The organism is Gottfriedia endophytica, assembly GCF_017814275.1.
Lineage (GTDB): Bacteria > Bacillota > Bacilli > Bacillales > Bacillaceae_G > Gottfriedia > Gottfriedia endophytica.
In genome coordinates, this window is the sequence record NZ_JAGIYQ010000006.1 from 67753 (window position 1) to 92071 (window position 24319).

The 24319-nt window shown below is 33.0% G+C and carries 26 protein-coding genes and 1 riboswitch; of the genes, 8 read left to right on the plus strand and 18 right to left on the minus strand.

Features of this window, described 5'->3' with window-relative positions; translation table 11 throughout:
- Positions 1 to 420 precede the first annotated feature (420 nt).
- Genes J5Y03_RS10795 through J5Y03_RS10805 form a run of 3 tightly spaced genes read left to right on the plus strand, consistent with a single transcriptional unit; the run spans position 421 to position 3128 of the window.
- A complete protein-coding gene (locus J5Y03_RS10795; protein WP_209405453.1) occupies positions 421 to 1221 on the plus strand; it encodes a GDSL-type esterase/lipase family protein in 801 nt (266 codons plus the stop codon).
- Position 1222: 1 nt separating this feature from the next.
- On the plus strand, positions 1223 to 2140 hold the full coding sequence (locus J5Y03_RS10800; RefSeq protein WP_209405455.1) for an ABC transporter ATP-binding protein: 918 nt from the start codon (positions 1223 to 1225) through the stop codon (positions 2138 to 2140).
- Entirely contained in the window at positions 2133 to 3128 is a 996-nt protein-coding gene (locus tag J5Y03_RS10805; RefSeq protein ID WP_209405457.1) for an ABC transporter permease subunit, read from the plus strand. The genes J5Y03_RS10800 and J5Y03_RS10805 overlap by 8 nt, the downstream gene beginning before the upstream one ends.
- Before the next feature lie 79 nt (positions 3129 to 3207).
- Here the strand turns inward: J5Y03_RS10805 and J5Y03_RS10810 are convergent, their stop codons facing one another.
- From J5Y03_RS10810 to J5Y03_RS10845, 8 genes are all read right to left on the minus strand, one after another.
- Positions 3208 to 3468, minus strand: a complete 261-nt coding sequence (locus J5Y03_RS10810) for a zinc ribbon domain-containing protein (protein ID WP_209405459.1) — start codon at positions 3466 to 3468, stop codon at positions 3208 to 3210.
- 104 nt (positions 3469 to 3572) lie between these two features.
- A complete protein-coding gene (locus tag J5Y03_RS10815) occupies positions 3573 to 4229 on the minus strand; it encodes an FMN-dependent NADH-azoreductase (protein ID WP_209405461.1) in 657 nt (218 codons plus the stop codon).
- A gap of 338 nt (positions 4230 to 4567) precedes the next feature.
- Positions 4568 to 5266 (minus strand): tryptophan 2,3-dioxygenase family protein, encoded by a 699-nt coding sequence (locus J5Y03_RS10820; protein WP_209405463.1) that lies wholly within the window; start codon positions 5264 to 5266, stop codon positions 4568 to 4570.
- A 23-nt stretch (positions 5267 to 5289) separates the two neighbouring features.
- Positions 5290 to 5919, minus strand: coding sequence for an arylformamidase (kynB, locus tag J5Y03_RS10825; RefSeq protein WP_407648419.1), 630 nt, complete (start codon positions 5917 to 5919; stop codon positions 5290 to 5292).
- 1 nt (position 5920) lies between these two features.
- Positions 5921 to 7195, minus strand: coding sequence for a kynureninase (gene kynU, locus J5Y03_RS10830; RefSeq protein ID WP_209405467.1), 1275 nt, complete (start codon positions 7193 to 7195; stop codon positions 5921 to 5923).
- A 196-nt stretch (positions 7196 to 7391) separates the two neighbouring features.
- A complete protein-coding gene (locus J5Y03_RS10835) occupies positions 7392 to 7832 on the minus strand; it encodes a hypothetical protein (protein WP_209405469.1) in 441 nt (146 codons plus the stop codon).
- A gap of 124 nt (positions 7833 to 7956) precedes the next feature.
- Positions 7957 to 8769 (minus strand): ABC transporter permease subunit, encoded by an 813-nt coding sequence (locus J5Y03_RS10840; protein WP_209405471.1) that lies wholly within the window; start codon positions 8767 to 8769, stop codon positions 7957 to 7959.
- Positions 8766 to 9644, minus strand: coding sequence for an ABC transporter ATP-binding protein (locus J5Y03_RS10845; protein WP_209405474.1), 879 nt, complete (start codon positions 9642 to 9644; stop codon positions 8766 to 8768). The genes J5Y03_RS10840 and J5Y03_RS10845 overlap by 4 nt, the downstream gene beginning before the upstream one ends.
- A gap of 159 nt (positions 9645 to 9803) precedes the next feature.
- Between J5Y03_RS10845 and J5Y03_RS10850 the strand changes: the two genes are divergently transcribed.
- Together J5Y03_RS10850 and J5Y03_RS10855 are read left to right on the plus strand one after the other, a co-directional pair.
- The gene (locus J5Y03_RS10850) at positions 9804 to 10388 is read left to right on the plus strand and encodes a TetR/AcrR family transcriptional regulator (protein WP_209405476.1); all 585 of its coding nucleotides are present in this window, start codon (positions 9804 to 9806) and stop codon (positions 10386 to 10388) included.
- A gap of 99 nt (positions 10389 to 10487) precedes the next feature.
- A complete protein-coding gene (locus J5Y03_RS10855) occupies positions 10488 to 10670 on the plus strand; it encodes a DUF1272 domain-containing protein (RefSeq protein ID WP_209405478.1) in 183 nt (60 codons plus the stop codon).
- A gap of 145 nt (positions 10671 to 10815) precedes the next feature.
- Here the strand turns inward: J5Y03_RS10855 and J5Y03_RS10860 are convergent, their stop codons facing one another.
- Both J5Y03_RS10860 and J5Y03_RS10865 read right to left on the minus strand, forming a co-directional pair.
- The gene (locus tag J5Y03_RS10860; protein ID WP_209405480.1) at positions 10816 to 11571 is read right to left on the minus strand and encodes a protease complex subunit PrcB family protein; all 756 of its coding nucleotides are present in this window, start codon (positions 11569 to 11571) and stop codon (positions 10816 to 10818) included.
- Between the two features lie 157 nt (positions 11572 to 11728).
- Positions 11729 to 13585 carry a methyl-accepting chemotaxis protein gene (locus tag J5Y03_RS10865; RefSeq protein WP_209405482.1) on the minus strand — a complete coding sequence of 619 codons (1857 nt, stop codon included), beginning with the start codon at positions 13583 to 13585 and terminating at the stop codon, positions 11729 to 11731.
- A 182-nt stretch (positions 13586 to 13767) separates the two neighbouring features.
- Between J5Y03_RS10865 and J5Y03_RS10870 the strand changes: the two genes are divergently transcribed.
- The gene (locus J5Y03_RS10870) at positions 13768 to 14004 is read left to right on the plus strand and encodes a transporter suffix domain-containing protein (protein WP_209405484.1); all 237 of its coding nucleotides are present in this window, start codon (positions 13768 to 13770) and stop codon (positions 14002 to 14004) included.
- Positions 14005 to 14112: 108 nt separating this feature from the next.
- Here J5Y03_RS10870 and J5Y03_RS10875 read toward each other — a convergent pair whose 3' ends face one another.
- The 7 genes from J5Y03_RS10875 to J5Y03_RS10905 form a co-directional block, all read right to left on the minus strand.
- Positions 14113 to 14700, minus strand: a complete 588-nt coding sequence (locus J5Y03_RS10875) for an LOG family protein (protein ID WP_209405486.1) — start codon at positions 14698 to 14700, stop codon at positions 14113 to 14115.
- Between the two features lie 436 nt (positions 14701 to 15136).
- Entirely contained in the window at positions 15137 to 16336 is a 1200-nt protein-coding gene (locus J5Y03_RS10880; RefSeq protein ID WP_209405488.1) for a DHHW family protein, read from the minus strand.
- A 16-nt stretch (positions 16337 to 16352) separates the two neighbouring features.
- The gene (locus J5Y03_RS10885; RefSeq protein ID WP_209405490.1) at positions 16353 to 17780 is read right to left on the minus strand and encodes an MBOAT family O-acyltransferase; all 1428 of its coding nucleotides are present in this window, start codon (positions 17778 to 17780) and stop codon (positions 16353 to 16355) included.
- Positions 17781 to 18041: 261 nt separating this feature from the next.
- Entirely contained in the window at positions 18042 to 18674 is a 633-nt protein-coding gene (gene thiE / locus J5Y03_RS10890; RefSeq protein WP_209405492.1) for a thiamine phosphate synthase, read from the minus strand.
- The gene (gene thiM / locus J5Y03_RS10895; RefSeq protein ID WP_209405494.1) at positions 18671 to 19477 is read right to left on the minus strand and encodes a hydroxyethylthiazole kinase; all 807 of its coding nucleotides are present in this window, start codon (positions 19475 to 19477) and stop codon (positions 18671 to 18673) included. Before thiM ends, thiE begins: the two co-directional genes overlap by 4 nt.
- Before the next feature lie 256 nt (positions 19478 to 19733).
- Entirely contained in the window at positions 19734 to 20546 is an 813-nt protein-coding gene (gene thiD / locus J5Y03_RS10900) for a bifunctional hydroxymethylpyrimidine kinase/phosphomethylpyrimidine kinase (protein ID WP_209405496.1), read from the minus strand.
- A 127-nt stretch (positions 20547 to 20673) separates the two neighbouring features.
- Positions 20674 to 20785, minus strand: a riboswitch (TPP riboswitch).
- Between the two features lie 73 nt (positions 20786 to 20858).
- Entirely contained in the window at positions 20859 to 21857 is a 999-nt protein-coding gene (locus J5Y03_RS10905) for a tetratricopeptide repeat protein (RefSeq protein ID WP_209405498.1), read from the minus strand.
- A 201-nt stretch (positions 21858 to 22058) separates the two neighbouring features.
- On the opposite strand from J5Y03_RS10905, the gene J5Y03_RS10910 reads away from it, so the two are divergent.
- On the plus strand, positions 22059 to 22469 hold the full coding sequence (locus J5Y03_RS10910) for an Rrf2 family transcriptional regulator (protein WP_209405500.1): 411 nt from the start codon (positions 22059 to 22061) through the stop codon (positions 22467 to 22469).
- Between the two features lie 71 nt (positions 22470 to 22540).
- Positions 22541 to 23173: an NAD(P)-dependent oxidoreductase gene (locus tag J5Y03_RS10915; RefSeq protein ID WP_209405502.1), complete on the plus strand. Its 633-nt coding sequence runs from the start codon at positions 22541 to 22543 to the stop codon at positions 23171 to 23173.
- 224 nt (positions 23174 to 23397) lie between these two features.
- Here J5Y03_RS10915 and J5Y03_RS10920 read toward each other — a convergent pair whose 3' ends face one another.
- A complete protein-coding gene (locus tag J5Y03_RS10920; protein ID WP_209405504.1) occupies positions 23398 to 24078 on the minus strand; it encodes an RraA family protein in 681 nt (226 codons plus the stop codon).
- Positions 24079 to 24319 lie beyond the last annotated feature (241 nt).

The following is a 24319-nucleotide window of genomic DNA, read 5'->3' on the forward strand; positions in this document are numbered from 1 at the left end:
ATCTTTATACAATATCATATTCAAAGTAAAACGTCCTATTAAATAAAAATCGTATTTTATTTAAATATATTATTTATTGAATAGTAATTTAAATAGTATAGCCTTTCATGACTACTAAATTTTTTCCACATTTAATCACATCGAAGGATTCTACTTACCGAAATTTTCCTTTATTATTTTTATTATTCAATAACATATTAAATGCAATTATTGTGGTGATATGGTAATAATACCTTAATATAAAGTGAAACTTCCATCAGTGTCATTCTCTAAGGCTGATGGTTTGCCCGCTCAATCGGGCTTTTACAGGCAGTTATTTCCAAGCTATCTTCTTCACCTCTCACAATCTTGAGGTGAGGGTCTTACTTCCCATTGATGCGGGATACAAAAGAAAATTCTTCATAATTTGGTGGTGTTTCAATGAAACTCAATAAATTTGTCTTAGTCATCTTGTTCTTTTCGACCTTTTGTTTTCTCCTTCTATTAACTGGTTTTGCAAAAGGAACCTTAACGGTATTAAATCCTAAGAAACATACTAGTCAAATACAAGGAGCTCCTCAAGTACCTATACAACATCTATCAAGTATCCGAATTCTTGCATTTGGAGATTCATTGACTCGTGGTGTTGGTGACGAAGATGGAGAAGGTTATGTTCGTAGAGTTCAAAAAGATTTAAAAACAAACTATAAACAAGCTTCATCCGTAACGAATTTAGCTGTAAGTGGAGCAAAGACTTCCGATCTGCTTCAAGTACTCCAAAAGAAAAGCGTTCAACAAGATATTCAAGAAGCGAATGTTATCTTTTTAACGATTGGTGGAAATGATTTGTTTCCAGGTGCAGATAACTTAAATCAACAATACTTAGAAAAATATCGACCTGATGCAAAAACATTTTCTGCAAATTTAAATGAAATATTTAAAACAATCCGTTTAAAAAATGAGGAGGCACCAATCTACGTATTCGGATATTATAATCCTTTTCATAATGTAGAAGGATTAGATGCATCCTCTTCATTTGTTTCAAACTGGAATAACATACTTGAAAATGCGGCCTTGCAGGTTAACCAGGCATACGTCATTCCTACTTTTGACATTTTTTACAATGAAGAACAGTTGTATTTAAACACAGATCATTTTCATCCAAATAAAGATGGATATATCCAAATGGCAAACCGTCTTTCAACGAAACTTGGCACTCAGTTAGAGCTTGGAGGAGGGTAAAATGGAGACTGTATTACAAGTACAAAATGTCTCTAAAGTTATTAAAGGAAAGACACTCGTTGACAACATTTCATTTAGTGTAAATCAAGGAGAAGTTTTTGGTTTTTTAGGTCCAAATGGTGCTGGAAAAACGACGACGATTCGTATGCTAGTTGGACTTATTTCTCCTTCCTCTGGAGAAATTAAAATTGGCGGTTATAATATAACGACTGAATTTAAAGATGCGATGCGACAAGTTGGGTGCATTGTTGAAAATCCGGAGCTTTATAGCTATTTAACAGGCTATCAAAATCTCATTCAATTTGGCCGGATGCTCGGAACAGTGGATGAAAGACGAATTGAAGAAGTAGTGAAAATGGTTCACCTTGACGAAAGAATAAACGAAAAAGTTAAAAATTACTCACTCGGAATGAAACAAAGACTTGGAATTGCACAAGCTCTTCTTGGTGCACCAAAGTTGTTAATATTAGACGAGCCAACTAATGGATTAGATCCAGCTGGTATTCGTGAACTTAGAGAATTTATCCATTCACTAGTAAAAGAGCAAAATATTAGTGTGTTTATCTCAAGTCATTTATTAAGTGAAATTCAAATGATTTGTGATCGGGTTGGTATTATACATAAAGGAAAGATTGTACGTGTCTCTTCTGTAGAAGAACTAGTAAATACTGCTGCTGAACAAGTAGAATGGAACGTCTCTCCAATTGAAAAAGCGAAAAGATTACTCAATACTTTTGATGAGTTGAAAGAACTTACTTTGATAGATGATAAAATTATTTGCCGTATGCCTTTAACTTTAATAAAATATGCCACTAAAAAGCTCGTTTCAGAAGGTGTTGATATTAATAGTGTTCGTCCGCTTACTGTTACATTGGAAGATTTATTTATGCAAATGACAGGCGGTGATCTACATGCTTGAGTTATTTCAACTGGTTTTTAATGAAATTGAAAAAATGATTAGGAAAAAGAGAATACGAGTCATTTTTCTAATTTTACTAGTCCTAATGCCCATTTTTGTCTATGCACAGCTGCAAGATACTCAGGAATTAATTAAGAGACTTGGAACGGATAATTGGCGAACTGTCCTACAACAAAAAATTGTTGATCAACAAAATCGCGTAAATTCTTCGGGTATCCCAAACGAGTGGCGCAATTGGTTAAAAGTTCAAATTGATCAAGAGCAGTATTATCTTGATCATAATATCAATCCAACAGCACCAGGAGCACCGACTTTCATCAGAAAATTAGTTGAGCAAAGTATCGATTGGCTCCTTCTCCCACTATTAGTTATGGTAATTTCAATCGATATTGTCTCCGGAGAACGGGGGGAAGGCACAATAAAATTACTGCTAACTAGGCCGATAAAACGATGGAAGGTTTTACTTAGTAAGTACATTGCAATTTGTTTACTTATTTCATTTTCAGTTGTTTTATTTGGTATATTAGCCTATTTGATTTCAGGTTTTGCATTTACCTACAAGGGATGGGGACTCCCAGTTTTATCTGGTTTTGTTATCAGGAACGGACATCTAGTAACAGATTCGGTACAATTAATACCGCAATGGCAATATATTTTAATGGCCTTTGGATTAACATGGTTTGTTTGCATTATTATTGGTACACTAACATTTACAGTATCAGTTTTAGTTCGAACAACTCCCGCTGCTATGGGAATTATGCTTGCTTCCTTAATTACAGGAAATGTCCTAAGTGGTTTAGCAACTTCATGGAAAGGTGCGAAATACTTTTTCAGTGTTAACATGGACTTAACTAATTATTTAGCCGGGCAACTTCCAATGATTAATGGCCTGAATATGCAGTTCTCCATAATGAACTTATCTATATGGGGAATCGTTGCTCTCATCGTTGCGTTTTTTGTTTTCACTCGCCAAGACATGTTAGCCTAAAATGTGGGACTTGATAAATATAAAAAACCAAAGAATCCTTGTACCTTTTAGGATTCTTTTTTCTTTAGCGCCAAAACATTTAATTATTCTTCCAACGTTCTAACTTATGTATATTACGTGTGAAAAACTTTGCCAAAAATGTAGGCATTCTAAATTCTTTAATTTTCTCCTCTACTAACTCTTTCATTTCGTTCATCGTAAAATTAGGCTGTGTAAACTCACCATTCACATAACAATGGCTGCAATACTTATGGCTCTTTGAACCATCTTTTTCAGTACCTCCACCATTCTCATCTCTCTTTAATGGCATACCACAGCTTTGACAATTTTTGTATTTCATTCTAACTCCCCCTTACAACCTTTTTCCCTATTATACTCTAAAAATTTTCTCCATAAAAAAACAATCCCTCAATTCATAAGGGATTGTCTTTACTTCAAAAACAATTAGTTCATAACAAGTTCTTTAGAAAAGTTAACAGCAAGTTCTTTTGCTTCAGCAATTGCTTTTGCTTTGATTTCTTGAGCTTGATCTGCCATTGCAGCCATACCTTCAACAAAGATGTTTGAAACATCTGTAATACCTACGAAGTTAAGCATAGTTTTTAAATATGGACTGTTGAAATTCATTGCAGTAATTGGGCCATGAGAAAATACGCTACCGCTAGCTTGAATGTGTAATGCTTTTTTATTTTCTAATAATCCCATTGGACCATTTTCAGAGTATTTGAAAGTTTTACCAGCAATCGTGAAATTGTCGATAAAGTTTTTCACTACTGAAGGGAAACTTAAATTCCACATTGGCGTAACAAATACGTACTCATCTGCACCCATAAATAATTCTAAGTTTTTGTTCATTGCAGCTAGAGTTTGTTGTTGTTCAGCTGATAATTCAGCAAAATCAACGCCACTTCCTAATTTACCCCAAGCATCTAATACGTTACCATCTATTGCTGGAACGTTTTCTTTAAATAAATCAAAATGAACAACTTCATGTGTAGGATTTACACGTTTGTATTCTTCAATAAATGCTTCTCCAACTGATAAACCAAAAGAGTTTTCAACTGCATTTGGATTTGCTGTGATATAAAGTAATTTTTTCATTACGTACAACTCCCTTTTCAAATGATTAATTTCGAAATTACCTCGAATTCGAGATAGTTTATATTTTTATAATATCGATAGTAATTAAAAATGTCAAAGAAAAAGATTTCGTATTACAACAAATAAATTCTCAATTATTTTAAAATGAAGATATTATAATCCTTTGATTCAATAGTAGTAAAATATAACTATAAGTGAAACAAATTATCCTAAATACGAGATATTTTTCCAACAAAAAAAGAGACAATCCTAAAGATCATCTCCGAAGGTTTTAGGTTTTAGGTTTTAGGCTTTATCCCTTACTCCCTTATCCCTTACTCCCTATCTTTTCCTGCCACTTAAAGTGGCTTTGGATTATAGCTCGACCCTGTCCAGTCAGTCAAATCACATATTGCTTGCCAAAGTTCTGGAAAAAATTCAAATCGGACGCCTTTTTCAAGCGCTTGTGCTGGTACGCCTTTTAAACTCTTTGTGTTCATACCGATCATACGGCGCACGAGTTGAATATGTAGATGTCTAAATACTTGAAACTTTTCATCAAACCTAATTAATTCCTGCATTAATACAAACAACTCAATATGTTTATTCGCATCTTTATGAAGCTCTAATGGTGTAAGCAATTGCTCATCCAATAAAGCTTTAAATGGTGCCCAAAGTGTTGGACCTAATCGGAGTATTTCGTTAAAGCCTGGTGAATCTTGACCACTCCCTCTTCCTAATGCTAGTCGAATTGTGTGGTAGTCTCTTGGACTAATGACCTTTACCATATCAAATACAGATGGCAAATGAGTTAAGTGTCCATTAATTCGTTCCAAGTGGTGTGTTGCCTTCGTTAGTTCTTTTGACTTCATATGCTGATCAACAGAATGAATTGATTGAATAATTAGTTTAAAATGTAGCTCCGAGATTTGATGGATTGTTTGAAAAGTTAATTCATCCGGACAAAACAATTCATCCTCTTTCTTTTGTAAGCTAAATAACTCTTCTGTACGAATATATTTTTCATAATCAGTTAATTTATGTTGTTCATTGCTCATTTTTTAATCCCCCTAACAATTTATTAAATTGAACGTAATATTGCTCTCACAGGACTGCCGTCGCCTTCTACAATCGCTAAAGGTAAGGCAATTAATTCATAAACTCCCTCATCTACGTGCTCTAAATTGACTGCTTCTAATATATGAACCCCATTTGCATGTAGTGAATGGTGTGCGGCTAGCTCTTTACTATCTAATGGATCAACGGACGGAACATCCACACCAATTAGAACAATTCCCTTTTCAGCCAAAAACTCACCAACATCTGCATCTAAATAAGTTATTGTTTCAGGAAAGACTGTGCTATCCTTCCAAGAATTCGTTTTAATTAGCAATCTTTCAATCCCATCAATCGGTAAACTTTCTAAATCACTTCTTGATATTTTTTCTTTTCCAGTAAGATCGACTACATATGCAGTGCCGATGTACACAGAAAGGTCCAAGTCATATGTACGTTTTCCATCATTATCAAAATGGAATGGTGCATCAATATGAGTCCCCATATGTATACTCATCGTCAGTTTCCCAACGTTAACAGAGCCACTCTCTTCCTTTGACCAACTAACTTCATATGAAAATGGAGTATCACCTGGCCAAGAAGGCATTCCAATTTCTAGTTTTCTTGAGATATCAATAATGGTCACCCTTCTCACCCTATGCAATAACTTCCCTTTCGTTTTTAAATTCTTCGTACTGTTTTTCCACCATGACTTTCTTTAAAATTTGTACGCTTTCCCAAATTTCTACATAGGAAGTATAAAAAGCCATTGGTGCTAGACGAATAACATTTGGAGATCGAAAATCAGGAATGACACCGTTTTTCTTTAATGCTTTACAAATCCGTGCTGCTTCCTCGTGCTCTAATGAAACATGACCACCTCGGCGACTATCCTCTTTTGGATTAGCCATATGAAATCCAAATTGACTAAGCTCTTGATCAATTAATTCCATTAAATAAGTGGTACTACGTAGTGATTTTTTTCGAAGCTCATTTATTCCTGCTTCTTTAAACAGCTGAAGAGATCCATATAACGGAGCCATACTTAAAATATGTGGTGTTCCAATCTGATATGCTCCCGAATCAGCAGCTGGTGTAAATTCATGTTTCATGTCAAACTGCTTCTCTTTATTTGAACCAAACCATCCTGCTAAGCCAGGAGTTTTTCCATGATGTCTTTCATTGACGTATAAACCACCAACCCCACCTGGTCCACTGTTTACATATTTATAGTTGCACCAGTAAGCAAAATCGACGTCCCACTCACTAAAGTAATGTGGAATTGCGCCAACTGAATGGCACCCATCAAATCCAATTACGATGCCCCTTTTATGTGCTTCCTTCGTTAATCGTTCAATATCTAGTAACTGACCACTTCGATAAAGTACAGTTGGTAGAATAATTAAAACTATTTCTTCCGTCATTGCATCAATAATGTCTTCCTCATAAATTGTTCGCCCATCTCTACTCTTCACTTGGACAAGATGTGTTTTTGGATCATAACCTTTTATAGTCAATTGACTTTGTAATGCATAGATATCACTCGGAAAATTTAACTCATCAGCCAATATTTTGCTTCTTTTACCTTGAGGCTTATAAAAAGTTGCAACTAGTTGATGTAGGTTAGTTGTAGTTGATCCCGTTACAATGATTTCTCTTGGTTTTGCTCCTACTAAAGGGGCACTTAACTTACCAAGTTTTTCGGCAAAGTAATACCATGGGTGTTCTCCTTGCATCCATCCATCGATTCCTAACGTTTTCCAAGAGTCTACAATTGATAATAACGATGCTTCAGCACGTTTTGAAAGCAATCCTAGTGAATTTCCATCTAAATAAATCGTATTTGATTGCAAATAAAATTCGTCTCTAAAGTGGCTTAATTGATCTTGTTTGTCTAATAACTCAGCATATTCTCTCGTTAACTCAGTCATCATTTAACCTCCCACAAAAAATCGAACATCTATTTAAAGCGTAGGACAGTAAGATACTAATTGTCAATATTTTCTGAATATAATTTATGATATAAAAAAAGAGTTCAACATAATTGCTGAACTCTTTAATCATTTACTTATTAAGTTCTATTCAAGTTTATTGTTAAAAATTAAAGTTTTAAGATTCTCCATAACTCTATCTTTCTATTTTTATAACTCTCGTCACTTGGTCCCCAAATTTTTCATGACCCCATTCAAAGTGGATCTGAAATTCATTATCTTTTTTAGAATTAGATATCTCTAGACTTGCCTCAGAAGCTTTACTATTAATTGGATACTCTATCCCAGTTTTATAATTTTTTATTGTGATAACTGTTGGAGAAGGATTCATTCCCTTCCAAGAAAGTATTACATCGTTTGAATTAGTAGGGTCGTTAACTAAATTTACAATGTAGTGTTTTGAACAATACCTACGACAAAACATAGATTCCTTCATTAATTGGATCTTTTTTGATGAATGGTTACTAACTTTAAGTTTTGGTACTGTTTTTTCAGACGTAATGACATCAAAAGAACATCCACCAATGAAGATCGTCACCGACAAAAGAATTAATAATAGACAATTCCTACATTTCATCTAGATCCCCCCTTACTAATCTATGTCTATCACTTCTTTCTTTAGATTAAACATACTTTATTTATACATAAATAAGAACCCCTTAAATAATAAGGAGTTCCTATCTAGAATATCGTCTATTATATTACATATATAAGTTTCTACGTTTAAAAACAAATAATGCAGCAAAATAAGTGATAAAACCAATGATGAATAAAATAAGTGATACTGAAAGAATATTAATATTGTTTTTTAGGATTTCTGAAGGCTGATATAAATAAAAAACCGATACATATCGTGCCATTTCAAATTTATCACTAAGACGTCCCATTAAGTCTAATAGATAAAATAGAAGAGTTAATCCTCCTGCATATGCTACTGCTTTTTTTTCTTCTGTTAACAAAGTAGAAAAGAGGAAACAGTAACCACCAATGGCAAAGAAAAATAAGAATCCAACTAAATGCAAATTAAAAAATGCACTTAAATCCTTTATTTTCTCACCTACGAGAACGGCCCCTAAATAGCTAAACGTAAAATTACAAAAAAGGGTAAAGAATAATCCCGTTATAAAAACACCCATTATTGTCAGTACTACTTTGATACGACTTACAGGAGTAGAAAGAATATATGCCATACTTCCTTGTTCTACTAAATGTGAAAGTAACTTAGCTGCTAAGGATAAAGTGAATAACGTCATTAAAACAAGAAAAATCATACTATAATATTCTGTTGATAGAAAATCTGGTACGGATGTAATGCTCAACCCTTGTTCAAGTCCAAAAGCTGCAAGCATTCCTTTTGGCATATCCTTCAGCATAGACATTTTTTCATTGATCACAGTCTTCATACTTGGAAAAATCGTTGTCATTGCCAGTAAAAATAGTGAGGAGCCTAGAGCATAACCAAGTATAAGTTTACTATTTTTCTTTAGTAAACTTTTATATAACGTGGCATTCATTTTACTTCCTCCTTTTGATAATACTTCAAGAAAACATCTTCTAAATCTTCCTCAGCAGAATGCAACTTACGAACATCAATTTGCGACAGCACTTGGATCAATTCATTCCAATTTTGATGAACAATAATTTCAATTATATTATCTGTCACAGATGATACATCAAATTGACGTAATTTTTCTATGTCCTCTTTATTCACTAATGTAACCTGACATTTTTGTTTTCTTTTTGTTCGAATTGATTCAATTGTATCTTCTAAAATGATGCGCCCATCTTTAATCATTGCTGCCCTGTCACATGTTTTTTCCATTTCGGTAAAAATGTGTGACGACATTAAGATGGTTTTCCCTTCACCTTTTTCTTGTAAAATTAATTCAACAAATCGTTGTTGCATGAGTGGATCTAACCCTGAAGTTGGTTCATCTAAAATTAATACTTGAGGGTCATGCATGAAAGCTGCAACAATCCCTACTTTTTGTTTCATCCCTTTAGACATTTTATGAATCGGTGTTTTTGGATCAAACTCCAAAAGGTCGATTAATTTTTTTTGTTTTTTATCATCCTTCATGCCTCTCATCTCTGATAGCATTTTTAAGAATTCAGTACCTGTCATCCCTTCTATAAACGAGATTTCTCCAGGTAAATACCCAACAAGATTTTTAACTTCCGTTGCATCTTTCCAGCAGTCTAAACCATTGATAATTGCTGTTCCTTTATCAGGTTTCATAAACCCCATTAAGTGACGTATTGCTGTAGATTTCCCAGCTCCATTTGGTCCAATAAAACCAAATACTTCCCCTTCATTCACATCAAATGTAACATCAAAAATCCCTTTTCCATTCTTAAATTCACGAGTTAATTGTGATATGTGAATCATCTTGCCACCCCTCGATTTTTGAAATAATTCATTTAAATGATTTCAAAATTATTATATACCTTACAATCAAAAATGAGAATAAATTTTGAAATAAATTTCATAAAATATTTCAAAAAATGATATACTTACATTAATCAACAAAAACAAAAGGTGATTTCCATGGACGGATTTAAAAAAAGAACACAACAAAAAATGGAAACAATCGAACAACACACTATTAAACTTTTATCACTGCCTATCAATGAGATAAAAATTGCAGATATTGCGAAATTAGCAAATGTTTCTCAAGTTTCCATTTATAACTACTATGAAAGTAAAGAAAATTTATTAAAATCAGCACTAAAAAAGTATTTAGACGATCAAATTAAACGATTCGAAAAAACCATCAATAGCAAGGTAGCCTTTGATGAGAAATTAAAAATGATTCTCTTGCAGAAAAAAGAAAGTGCAAAAACTATTCATCCTACTACACTTTATGAACTGATGCATTCGGATCAAAAACTGTCGGAGTATATCACTGCTATGTCAAACGAAAAATCGATTCCACTTTTCTTCAAACTAATTGAAGAAGGAAAGCAGTTAAATAAAATTCGCGAAACGATTAATCCTAATGCATTGCTAGTGTATCTCAATTTATTTAGTCAATCACTTGAAAGTCTGACTGAAGAATCACTAGCAATGATGCAAGAAGAAACGATTTTAGACGACATTTTGAACTTATTCTTTTACGGGATTCTTAAATAGTAGAGACAGCAAAAGAGGACTTCAAATAAATGAAGTCCTCTTTTTCACATTCATTAAAAATGTTATATTTTACCTGTAAGAACAAAGGGAGGTTATCATATGGCGCTGGAAATGAGAAATGAATGTGAACGTTGCAATTCCCCGCTTTCAAATGAATCACTTGCTCACATATGTGCTTATGAATGTACTTTCTGTGAACCTTGCACTGAAGAAATGCAAAATATTTGCCCAAACTGTGGTGGCGAACTTGTTAGAAGACCAAGAAAAAAACTTAATACTTAAACATAACTTTACTGAAAGCAGGGAGTATAACATACTCCCTGCTTTCTATTAATTTGCACGATTAATTGCACTTTGAAGTTTCTTTCATTATTTCATAACTTATTATGTTAATTTCATCTCTAACAGAATAAGTTATTTACCCCTACTATTTCCATTTACCTTTTTTTCCTTTAACTTCAAAAGGAATTACTGTCATTTTTGTATCCTTCTTCGTAACATATACTATTTCAAGAAGATAGAATGAACCTGGTTCGAATTTTATACGAGGAATAACTTTTATCGTTTTTCTATTCTTCTTATCCAATAGAATCGTGACAGGCACTTCTTTTTCATTCTTACCAAGCTGTTTTATAGATACTTTATATGTGTCTAATTCAGATTGTGTAATTGGTGTTTCTAAATTGATAGACCATACTTTTCTACGATCATTTGTAATTTGTTTCTCCTTGAAATCGAGTAAAAAGTTTTGATGATCACCAAATGCCTTCTTAATGTCAACATCATATACTGATAATGTTGTGTATGGTGGCAAATTAACTCTCCCAATAATACATGGATAACTTATCACATCCGCATAAGCTTTTCCTGGTTCTGGTGTAGTCTCCTTTACATAAATAATCAAACGTTCAAGTAATTGTTCTTGTTTTTCATACTTTAAACCGTATCCCAAATTGGCTTTTGGTCCTGCTGCTATGACATATAGGGTTCCAAATTTATGTACTCCCTTATGTTCCCTAGCAATTTTAACAAAGGCTTTTTCTACATCAGATAATTTCGCCTGATCGACTAATTGAAATTGATTACTTATTTCAGACTGCTTTTTTGCATCATCCGCAAAAACACTTGGAGTAGTTGAAAATAAACATAGTGAAGCCAATATCATTAATACAAATTTTTTCAACTAAATTTCCCCTTTCCAAATCATTTCATCTATATAGACGTACCCCATGGAATATTGGTTACAACCTATTACAAATATTTCCACATAATTATCCAATTAATTCTAAAAAAGCATAGCCTGTTCACAATTAAGTGAATCAGTACTATGCTTTTCCTTATTAACCACTCTTCTTTATTCGATCTAATTTTAAAAACTCTTTGATGGATTGTAACACCCGTTGATTCTTCTTATTTTTTGATGTTACATTTCTAACTCTTTTTACTTTTTGAGAAACATCCTTTTGACTTAAATCAATCACTGTTTCATGTTGATTGATGACCTCTTTACTTTCTTGCAAGTTAAATACACTTACTGCTTTTTGTAATTGCTGTGCAAGAGTTGTTAACGATACGGTAGAGTTGGATATATCATCGATTGAAGCAAGCTGCTGCTGCGATGCTTGATTTGATTCTTGTAAACTGACTACACTTTTTTCAACAATTGTTTGAACTTCTTCTAGGGACTTTAATATTCCTTCAGTAAGTTGATCTACATCAAGTACTGAATTTCGAACACTATTTCCTTTTTTATAAGTTTCATGTATTGTCGTTTGAATGCTATTTAAAGCATGGTTTGCTTTATCCGTATAATGTAACCCAGTTTGTATTTTTTCGATACTTGTATTCATAGAAACAACTGCTTGTTTTGTTTCAATTTGTACATCAGAAATCATTTTATGAATTTCTTCAGCTGATTTACGACTTTCCTCAGCTAACTTTCTCACTTCATCTGCAACTACAGCGAAACCTCTACCATACTCACCTGCGCGGGCAGCCTCAATGGCAGCATTTAATGCTAAAAGATTTGTTTGATCCGATATACTTGTAATCATATGAACAATTTTTGTAATTTGATTTGAATGCTCACCAAGTAATTCAATACTATGAGTAGTATGCTCTACAGATTCACTAATTTCATTCATTTGATTAACAACATTTACAACAGCTCGAGTACCATTATCAACTTGATTAGTAGATTCTTCCATCATTTGAATCATTTGTGTTGAATTATTTGTAATTTCTTCAATTGCATTTGAAACAGAATGAATCGAATCAGACATTTGTCCAACTGCATTTAATTGTTGTTCGAAGTCTTGCGTTGTATTTTGTGAAATAGTCGCTGTCACTTGAGCTGATTGACTGCCTTGTTCAGTACTTGCAGACAATTCCTCAGACTGCATAGCTACTTGCTGAGCTGATAAACTAACCTCTGAGACTGTATGACGTAAATCGCCAATCATCTTATTCAACGTAATCATCATTTTCCCAATTTCATCTAATTTTTTAACTTTAATTTCTTTTACAGTTAAATCACCATTTGAAATTCGATGTAATACTCCCGAAACTTTATTAATTGGTTTAATAATGTCTCTCATCATTTTCATTGCGATTAGAATAATCAAAATAAATACAACTAGACTAACCCCTAGACTTAAAATCAAATTTTGAGTTTTTAATTGTTTTGCTTCATTTAATACTTTTTGGTTTATATCATTAATTTTATTTGTTGTTTGTGCTTTTAGCTTTCTATATTCTTCAAACATTTTCTTGCCTTTCCCAATATTTAATTGGGCTTGAACGACATCAAAAGTATCTACAAGTTTAATTTGTTGTTGGTAAAAGTTTATTAAATTCGTTACTTGCGTTTCTTGTTGTAATACGTCCTTTTTAATTTCTGGATAAACACTAAAATACTTATGTATATTTTCTTGATCAACTTTTAAATTTTCAATATCTTTATTTACATTTACAATTGATGCATCATTTTGAGTCATAACATAGGAGTCGGTTGCATTTTGGAGGCTTAACAAGCTTTTTTCTGGTCCATTGACGGCGTTTGTTAGTGGAAATACTTTATGTACAATTTCATCCGTTTTTCCATAAAGCTTTTGAAGAGAATACATATTCACGCAGAAAATCATAATTGTAAACAATAAAATAGTCGCATAGCTAAACAATAATCTTTTCCATAACATCTCTTTTTCACTCCACCCATTTTTTCTTTCTAGTTACATCATATAGTCAAACTATTCATAAAAATATGTCATTATTCTTAATTTTTTGTAAAAAAATGGTAAAATTTAGCTAGCATCTATTTTTATAGCTAGTACTTTTTGTGGTGTATAATGGAAGTACATGAAAAAAGAAAGGAAATTCTATGAAAAAATTAGCAATTTACCTAGTATTTGGTTCTTTTGTTCCATATTTATTTATTTTTGTGTTACCTTTTTTACCGATTTCAAATTCACTTAAAACTAGTTTCGTTCCAGTGCTTGTTATATTAGGTGAAGGAATGTTTTGGGTCGGAGGATTAATCGTAGGAAAAGAAGTCATAAAGCACTACCGAGGATATATTAATCCAATGAATTGGTTAAAAAAGCGAAAAACAAAATGAAACTTTCATAAGTTATGAGTCTCACAGCCCTTTAAAAATAGATAATCTTTGAATTAGACAATAGAAAAAGGATGCCTATCATAGTTAATGGGCATCCCTTAAATTAATCTAATTTTGGTCATCTAGTTGCTTCCACTTATTCCCCATAGTTGGTCTTTCATACTCTTTCATCTTTTTATATAGGTCTACAGCATTATCAGCAGCAACCACTAGACCAAGATTACTTTCATTCATAAATCCTTCTTTCACAGCATGTTCAAGAAGAGTGATAACTGGTGTATAATAGCCATCTACGTTTAATAAGCCAATTGGCTTTTCATGTAATCCAATTTGTCCCCAGCAGATGATTTCAAATAACTCATCGAATGTACCAACTCCTCCTGGCAATGCGATATATCCATCAGCTAGATCACTTAATTGTTTTTTTCGTTCATGCATACTATCGACTTCTATTAATTGAGAAAGACCTTGGTGGACAACTTCTCCCCTGAATAATCCTCTTGGCATTACACCTGTAACAGCCCCCCCAAGTTCTAAAACTTGATTAGCAATTTCAGCCATTAATCCTAATCTCGAACCGCCATATAATAATTCGATTCCTTCAGTGGCAAAAATTTTCCCAAGTTCACGTGCCTCATTGGCGTAAGAAGTTCTATCTCCCAAGTTTGCTCCAGCATACACACATACTTTTCTCATAAATTTCTCCCACCTTTTCTTTTTCTTCTATTTTATCATACACTTTTTAAATTCTTTTAAAGGTCTTTCTGCTTATTTTTTGGCTGTTTTCGTAAACTTTATTGCTATTTTACAATGTGAATAGTTGATTTCCGCTCCTGGATGCTCGCTTTCCCTGGGGTAGGTTTTGCGCCCGGGCCTAGTTCCCTTGTTTCCTTGTTTCCTATTCCCTGATCTCTTCTCGCACCTTCCACTCCAACCAACTCTTTATCACCTGTTTGCTTTAACAAAATCCTTTTAAAATAATAATTTTTTAGAAAACAGTTTATATTTTTACTAAAATATGGTGCTACAAATTAGATTAGTACAACAAATAAAGATTATTAAATATGTAAATAACGTTCAATTAAAAATGGGCTGTTACCTTAATAGATAAACAGCCCATTTTTCCAATCCACTATTGATTATCACCTTGACCTGGATGATCGTAGTTTGTCAATGCCGGTGTAACATAAATCGAGTTAACATTATTTAACAGAATTACAGTATCAATATGATTCTGTTTAATGTAATCAGTAATTTTCATTTTATTAAAATGCCTTAAATCAACTTGATATGTTTTATGAAAATTACGTGCAAAAAATTGCAATGCAGCATTTGCATATGAATCTTTTAAGATTAAAAGATTACCACTTTTCACATTTGGGTTTACAACTTTTATTTCAGGATAATCCCCACCAACATAAGCCAGATAACGATTTACATAGATGGATGAATTAGTTAAATAGTTGTCAAAGTAAAATGAATTTTTCTTTGTTCCATTATACGAAATAGAAATTGTTTTTTCCTTGAACTTAGGAGTTGCAACGGTAATGGTATCAGATTTCGTAGCATAACTTTCAGTAGTTTCCCGTGCATCTGACCCATAAAATGGCAGGCCTTCTTCTTTCCACGTAAAATCATTCGTACCCAGTACCTTACGATTTGTACCAGTATTTTTATTAATCGTATTAATAACAGATTGATAGCTATAAAAAGCCGCTTTAGCCTTCCAATGATGGTCAGTATAAAAGTATAAATGACTTTCATTTAAATGTGGTTTCAAAGCTATACGCAAATCAATCGGATGTGCATCTGAATTGATTAGAGACAGTAATTGGTTTGTATTATAATTACCATAACTAGGATAGTATGATGGAAACTTACCTTCCATAGTTGTTGGTTTATTTGGTGCTAATGCAAAATAAGTCGTAGCACCCAGTTTTTTTGCATCACTTGCAAATTTATTTATATGATCAGCAATTTTTTGAGCAACTTTCTTTGGTTCTTTCGGAATAGGAGTTAATAAATAACAATCATCACCTACATAAACATTACGAACAACATTTTGTTTTAAAAGATCTTTATTCACAGTTGCATTAGCTTCAATCATTTTTTGTCTACCAGGAATTTGATCATTAAAATATTGCTCAAATTGTTTTGTATATTTCCCACTAATAATAGATTCAGTGGTAGCTTTTGGTTCTTGAGCTAAGGCTCTATTTTCAATAGTAGAAAAATGCATATCATGTCTCACCCATTCAAGGATACCGATCCCTATGAGGATTCCCATGAACAAAACAATTAAAATGATATCTTGTAATCTACCTTTCTTCATTTTGATCCTCCAGTCGTTAAAAACGGAAATAGATAAATGGGTTAAATGTACTTGAGACAACGCAAATAATTGATAATCCAAATACAAATAAGTAATAACCAGTCAGACCAAAATTTCGGCCAAATATCCGTATAAATATGTTCTCTTCTGAAGCTTGAACAATTTTATCACATATAATTTTAACAAGTGGCGTTGATCCAATAACCGCTAATATAATCAAGATTCCATATTCTGCAATATAATAACCAGCAGAATTATCCCAAAGTGCTGTACCATTTGCTCCGAACATAGTTTTAATATAGCTGAATGCATATCCAAATGTTTCAGATCTAAAGAATACCCATCCAATCATAACTAATAATAATGTGTAAATATGTTGGATTACGGAAGGTAATTTCACTAATAGTTTTCCTAAAAAAGCTTTCTCCAACATGATAAAAACTCCATAATACAAGCCCCATGCAATAAATGTCCAACTTGCACCGTGCCATATCCCAGTAGCTAACCAAACTACAAAAATATTACGATAATTTTTAAATTTCGATCCTCTATTTCCACCCATTGGAATATAAAGATAGTCTCTAAACCACGTACCTAATGAAATATGCCAACGTCTCCAAAACTCAGTAACTGATTTAGAAATATAAGGATAATTGAAGTTTTCTAAGAAATCAAAACCAAACATTTTCCCTAAACCAATAGCCATATCTGAATAGCCTGAAAAGTCAAAATATATTTGAAGTGTGTATGCAATTATTCCAATCCATGCTAGAGAAACTGAAATATGACTAGGATTTTGTGAGAAAACTCGATCTGCAACCCATCCACAATTATTTGCTAAGAACATTTTCTTACCTAACCCTATGATGAATCGTTTTGTGCCATATACAAATTTATCGAACGTTTCTTTTCTTCCTGTAATTTGATGGGCAACTGTTTCATAACGAACAATAGGTCCAGCGATTAGCTGTGGAAAAAATGTTTTATAAACTGCCATATTAAAAGGATTCTTTTGAACTGCACCCGTTTTACGGTATATGTCAATTACATAACTCATTCCTTGAAATGTAAAAAACGAAATTCCTAAAGGAAGAGGAATTTTTGGATAATGAATAGTTGTATCTAATAATGTATTGATATTATTTACTATAAAATTTGAATACTTAAAAAATCCAAGTAATCCAAGGTTAGCCATAACCATTGCGGTCATGATCCACTTTATTGATGTTTTTTGATCACGCTTTGCATCAACAATTAGTCCAAATAAGTAGTTTATTATAATAGAGAATAGCATGACTAATACAAAACGTGGTTCTCCCCAAGCATAAAAAATTAAACTAGTTATAAGTAGCCATAAATTACGAAAAGTGCGTGGTAATATAAAATAGACAACTAGTACAATAGGTAAAAATAGAAATAAAAATACTGTTGAACTAAATAACATTGAATGTTCCTTTCTGCAAATTATTTTCTACCAATCATTATGTGATTTCACCATAAAATCTTTTATATTATTACACACTATTTAAAAAGTTTCTATTCTACTATTTTTGTAGAGTGACAGGCTAGAAAGCCCGTAAATACAGGCTTTTTTTCACATTTTCACCTTATGTTAACAAACTGATTAAAAATAGTTAATAAATAATTAATTGCTTTCAACAAAAAAACTAACTAAAGAGCAACCTCAAATAGTTAGTTTTTTTGACTAATTATTTATTTTTCGAAGTAATTCTTGTGCAGCTTGTTTTACGTCTTGTTTCCCCAATATCGCAGACACAATAGCTACTCCCTCAATATTTGTTCCCATTACCTCTACTGCGTTCTTTTCATTAATTCCTCCAATCCCTACAATCGGAATTGAGATTGCTTTACGAATTGAACGTAAATCATCGAGTGTTAAGTAATCTGCATCTAGCTTTGTATCTGTTGGATAAACTGCGCCGATTCCTACATAATCTGCTCCTTGCTTTTCTGCAAGAAGTGCCTCTTCTAACGTATTTGCAGAAACACCAATGATCATATCATCGCCTACAATTGTTTTTACAACTGTAAGAGGTAAATCCTCTTGACCAATATGCAAACCATCAGCTTTTACTGCAAGTGCAATATCAAGACGGTCATTTATTATTAACGGAACGCCATATTTCGAAGTAACTTTCTTCAATTTAATGGCTAAATTGTAAAAATCTAGGCTACTACAATTTTTCTCCCTTAGTTGAACAACAGTCGCTCCACCTTGGATCGCTTCTTCCACTGATTGGATTAGATCTCGATTCCCTAATACATTACGGTCAGTTACTAAATAAAGTTTGTAATCGATTGATTTCTTAGTACTCATTGTATTTTGCCTCCATTTAGTAACGTCTCAGCATTCATTTTTGAAACTTCATCAAATAAATTAATGCGGAATGTACCAATTCCTTGCCCGTCAGTTAATCTTTGTTTTGCTAATTCACCGCTTAATCCCATTGTCGTAATACCCGCTGCTGCTGCAAGAAAATAATCAGAAGTGGCTCCTGCATATGTTCCGATCAATGAAGTACTCATACAACCTGTTCCTGTTACATCAGCTAAAATTTTATCTCCATTTGAAATCGTACATACTCTGTCTTTTTCTGCAATGATATCAACTGCTCCTGTAATCGCAACAACGCATCCTAGTTTTGCAGACAACAATTTCGCAATTTCTACACCATTTTCATCATCAGCAATTGAATCTACACCTTTAATTTCAACATCTGAACCAGCAATCATTTTAATCTCAGACATATTTCCACGCACAACAGCAAATCGTACTTCTTTTAATAATATTGTAACTGTCTCAGTACGAAGTGATGTTGCACCAACCCCTACAGGATCTAAAATGACAGGGACACCTAATTGATTTGCTTTTTTCCCTGCAGTTATCATCGATTGGATTGTTCGCTCATTTAAAGTACCAATATTAATGACTAATGCAGATGCAAATGAAACCATTTCTTCTACTTCTGCAAGATCATCTGCCATTACAGGAGATCCTCCTAAAGCTAAAACCATATTTGCACATTCATTCACCGTCACATAATTTGTAATATGATGAACTAATGGCTTGTTTTCTTTTACTAATTGTAATAATTTACTAATTTCATTTAGAATTGTCATAATTATTCCCCCTAATTAATTGGATAGAAATTAATTTATTTTTGGCTGTTGTCGTAAACTTAGAATGAGTTAAGTTGATTTCCACTCCAGGATGCTCGCTTTCCGTGGGGCGGGCGGTGAGCCTCCTCGTCGCTATCGCTCCTGCGGGGTCTCACCTGTCCCGCTGCTCCCACAGGAGTCTCGCACCTTCCGTTCCAATCAACTTAGTAATCAACAATTCACCTTTAAAAAAACAACAATCTTATAGAAAAACACCTTATTTTTTTACTTTATTCATTCCCGCATTTTCATATAAAGTATAAAAATGATGAACAGGACCTACTCCTTTTCCAATTGGGAATGAGTGTTTAATTGCAGTTGTTATATAGTCTTTTGCTTCTTGGATAGCCTCTGTTAAACTGAGTTCATTTGCTAAGTTTGAAGCAATTGCTGATGATAACGTGCAACCTGTTCCATGAGTATTATTTGATTCAATTCGTTTACCATGATAATATGTGAAAGTTTTTCCGTCATAGCTGATATCAGTGGCATCATCTTCTAAATGACCACCCTTAACAAGTACAGCTTTTGCACCCTTTGAATAAAGATCAATTGCAGCCTCTTTCATCTCTTCAATCGTTTCGATTTTCTTTCCAGTTATGACTTCAGCTTCTGGAAGATTAGGAGTGATGACCGTTGCTAAAGGAATTAATTCTTGTATAAGTGTTTCTTTCGCATCCGGACTTAGTAAGTCATATCCACTTTTCGAAATCATTACTGGGTCGACTACTATATTCTTTGGAGAATATTGTTTTAGCTTTTCGGCAATTATTTTAATCGTTTCGATTTGAGACACCATTCCAATCTTCACTGCATCTACTTCAATATCACTAAAAATAGCATCTAGTTGACTAGCAATCATTTCAGGCGTCATGTCCTGTACTGCAAAAACCCCTTGAGTATTTTGAGCTGTCACGGCTGTAATAACACTCATTCCAAAAACACCATGAGCTGAAAAAGCTTTTAAATCAGCCTGTATTCCTGCTCCACCACTTGAATCAGATCCAGCAATCGTTAATACTTTTTTCATGTTTATCCTCCCTTTCAAATGTAAAAAACTATTAAAACTACAGTTTCATTTTGTTTTTAAAATACAAAAAAGCACAAATCCTAGTAAGGACTTGTGCTCGAACAAATCAATGGTATAAATACAAAGAATGTATTTTCGCTCACTTCCCTACGCTGGCATAATCCAGATCAGGTTAAAGGGTCAAAGACTTTACGGTTCTTACTCTCAGCCGACCATATTCGGCACCCCTAGTACTATTTATTTAATTATTTCTTACTTCATGATAGTTTATCTATTTTACAAATTCAAGTAATTAGACATTTGACTAACATACTATTTACTGGAAATTTGCTTTTCAAGATAGGATGCACGATCTGCTGTCCAAGAATGTGGATAATTCTTTTGTATCTTATGTAAAAGATCAAGCGCATCACTGTTTTTCTTTTCACTCAACAATATTTCTGCTTTCATCAACATAATTTCATCGATGTAAGGTGATTTTGTGAAATAAGGGTTTGACTGACTTAAAAATTCATCTACATATGATGATGGCATTTTATGACTAGTAATTTGTTCTGATTTAATTAAAAAATAGAGTGAATCATCACTTAAATAATTTGTTTGATGAAGCGAGTAACTTAAAGCAAATTGATGTTTTGCTTCTTTATATTGTTTCTTTTTAAACAATTCGTACCCTTTTTTATATGCTTGTATTGCATCATTAGAAAGATCTAGTTGAATAGATGTTGGTTCTCCTTTTTTATCTACAGGTTGATTTGAGACTGGTTTTGTTTTTATTTTCTCACGTACTTTTTTAAGTTCATTATTAATCGTATTATTTTTTTCTGTTAACTCACTTACTTGTTTGTTTAATTTTTGTTCCTTTACAGTTGAGTTTTCTTTAGTAGAGAGATCTTTAAAATAATAGCTTCCTAAAAAAACAACTCCACCGATTACTACACAGATCCCTATTACTTTAGAAAATTTTTGTAAGGAAAATGGTAATTTCCTCTTTTTATTTGATTCTATGTTTAATGAATACTTTTGCATCAACTGAAGAATCTCGCCAGAAGACTGGATATCCTCAGGGGAAGCTGCTAAAAATCGTTCAGCTTCTTTTCGCTTTTCATTCGATAATAACAAAAGGATATATGCTTTATAAATTTCAATTGGTATTTGTAAGTGCTCATAATCTACAAAAATTTCCCGTAGCATTAATTCTGCACTATCGAAATTATTTTCTTTCATTAATCGTGTAGCTTGTTGGTAGATTCCGTATATTTCTTTATATTGTTCAAGATAAATATGGCCACTATTTACTTTTCTATTCAAATGCTCACCTCTTAACTACGTCCCTTGCAAAAATAACAAAATTCTAAATAGTATTATAACAAACTGTTTAATTATGAGGTAGAGTAGTTGGTTGGAAAGTAAAACAACAATCGTATAATCTGGGTTTAAAAAAAACAAAATAGTTATGATTGACAAATTTTTGATTTGTAACTAAAATGGTTACAACGGTGGTGATTGATTATGAAAAATAGTCGTCTTGCTGTTGCTATTCACATTTTAACATTGGTAGGATCAAATTCTCATAATCCAATTACTTCAGAATTGATGGCAGGAAGTATTAATACAAACCCTGTTGTTGTTCGTAGATTGAGTAGTTTATTGAAGAAGGCAGGATTAATTACATCACAAGTTGGTGTACCCGGATCAACTTTAGCAAAAGATCCTTCTGAGATCTCTCTACTCGACGTTTATCATGCAATTGAAGACAAAACAGAGTTATTTGCTATTCATGATAAACCAAATCCTAATTGTGATGTTGGGAAGAGAATTCAATCGACACTTGATAAAACGTTTGAAAGTGTTCAACAAGCAATGGAAAATGAGCTAGCAAGCAAAACACTTAAAGATGTAATGGATCATCTCTTTGAATAAAGAGATGCCCTGTTATCACCAAGTTGTAACCAAATTAGTTACAAATAAACAATTAATTGGAGGAATAGAAAATGAAAATCGCAATTATTGGTGCAAGCGGAAAAGCAGGAAGTTTAATTTTAAAGGAAGCTGTTGAAAGAGGTCAGGAAGTTACTGCAATTGTAAGAGATGCTTCTAAAATTACAAATGATCAAGTAGCTGTATTAGAAAAAGACGTTTTTAATCTAACTGCAGAAGATGTAAAATCATTTGACGTTGTTGTAAACGCATTTAATGCTCCTCACGGACAAGAACATCTTCATGTTGATGCAGGAAAGAAATTAATCGACATTCTAAGTGGATTAAAAACTCGTTTAATTGTTGTTGGCGGCGCAGGTAGTCTTTATGTTGACGAAGCAAAAGTAGTACAATTATTCGATACACCAGAATTCCCAGAGTTATACTTTGCAACAGCAAAAAACATGGGTGAAAATTTAAAAGAACTGCAAAATTCTACTTCAGTAAACTGGACTTATATCAGCCCTTCTGCATTTTTTGACCCACAAGGTTCAAGAACTGGAGCTTATCAAACTGGTAAAGACCATTTACTTGCTAATTCAGAAGGTAAAAGCTATATTAGCTACCCGGACTATGCAATTGCTTTAGTAGATGAAATTGAAAATCCAAAACACTTAAACGAACGATTCACTGTTGGTTCAAAATAAGGATTAATTTATTTGTAAATTAGAACACGTACTGTTAAATATACTACAATTAGAAGATGATACTTTGTTCAATACGAGGACATAGTACCTCTTCTTTTTTTTATTTACTACATAGTTCGAGATTGAAAAGATAGTTTTGGGGTTACTTCTTATAAGGTGGTAAAAGACGAAATGAAAAATTTAAAATAAAAAAGACTCTTATCGAGTCTTTTTTTGGACGTTTATTATTTGATGAACTCACATTTTTCTTGTTTTAGTTTCTCATACATCCAAGTTAGGTCAAGCCCTTTTCCATTCGCTATATTTTCAAAGATAGCTACTTCTTTTTGTTCGATTTCATGTGCTTTTCTTTGTAATTCTTTCGCTTCTTCTTGTTTCACAACGATTACACCATCACCATCTCCAATGATGATATCACCAGGATGAATAACTTTCCCGCCAATACTAACAGGGACGTTGATTTCACCTGGACCATTTCGGTATGGACCATTTGGGTTCGTTCCTTTTGCGAATATAGGAAGATCCATTTCCGTTAATATTTCAGAATCCCTAATGCACCCATCAACTAAGAACCCACCTAATTTTTTTGATTCGGCGAATTTCGCTAAAATTTCCCCGACTAGTGCACGGTCCATACAACCTTCTCCATCAATCACAAGGACATCACCTGGCTGCGCTTTTTCAACAGCTAGGAAGATCATTAAATTATCTCCGCTTGGTACTTTCACTGTATAAGCAGGTCCAAGTATGTTTTTCTCATTCATTTGACGAATTGAGCCGTTAATTGCGCCCATTCGGTTCATACAATCTCCAATATTTGCTGTTTGAATCCCTTTAAACCCTTCAATCAACTCTTTCTCTGGTCGATTAACATTTTCATACACACGAAAACCAATGTTTGCCATAACTATATCCCCTTCGAACAATAATAATTTTTTTATGTCTACATCTTTTCAAAGCCTTTTTATGAAAGGAAATAAAAAGATGAATTTAATATAACTAGGTGTATATATTATCATTTTAATATAGTAAAAGATAGGGCGTGTGGAGCTTTTCTAATTCTTTGTTCAAAATCTGTTTGATCAATAATATAAATCAATCCTTTCATTGTGAAAGTAGAAAGTGTTTCGCCAACTAATTCTGCTA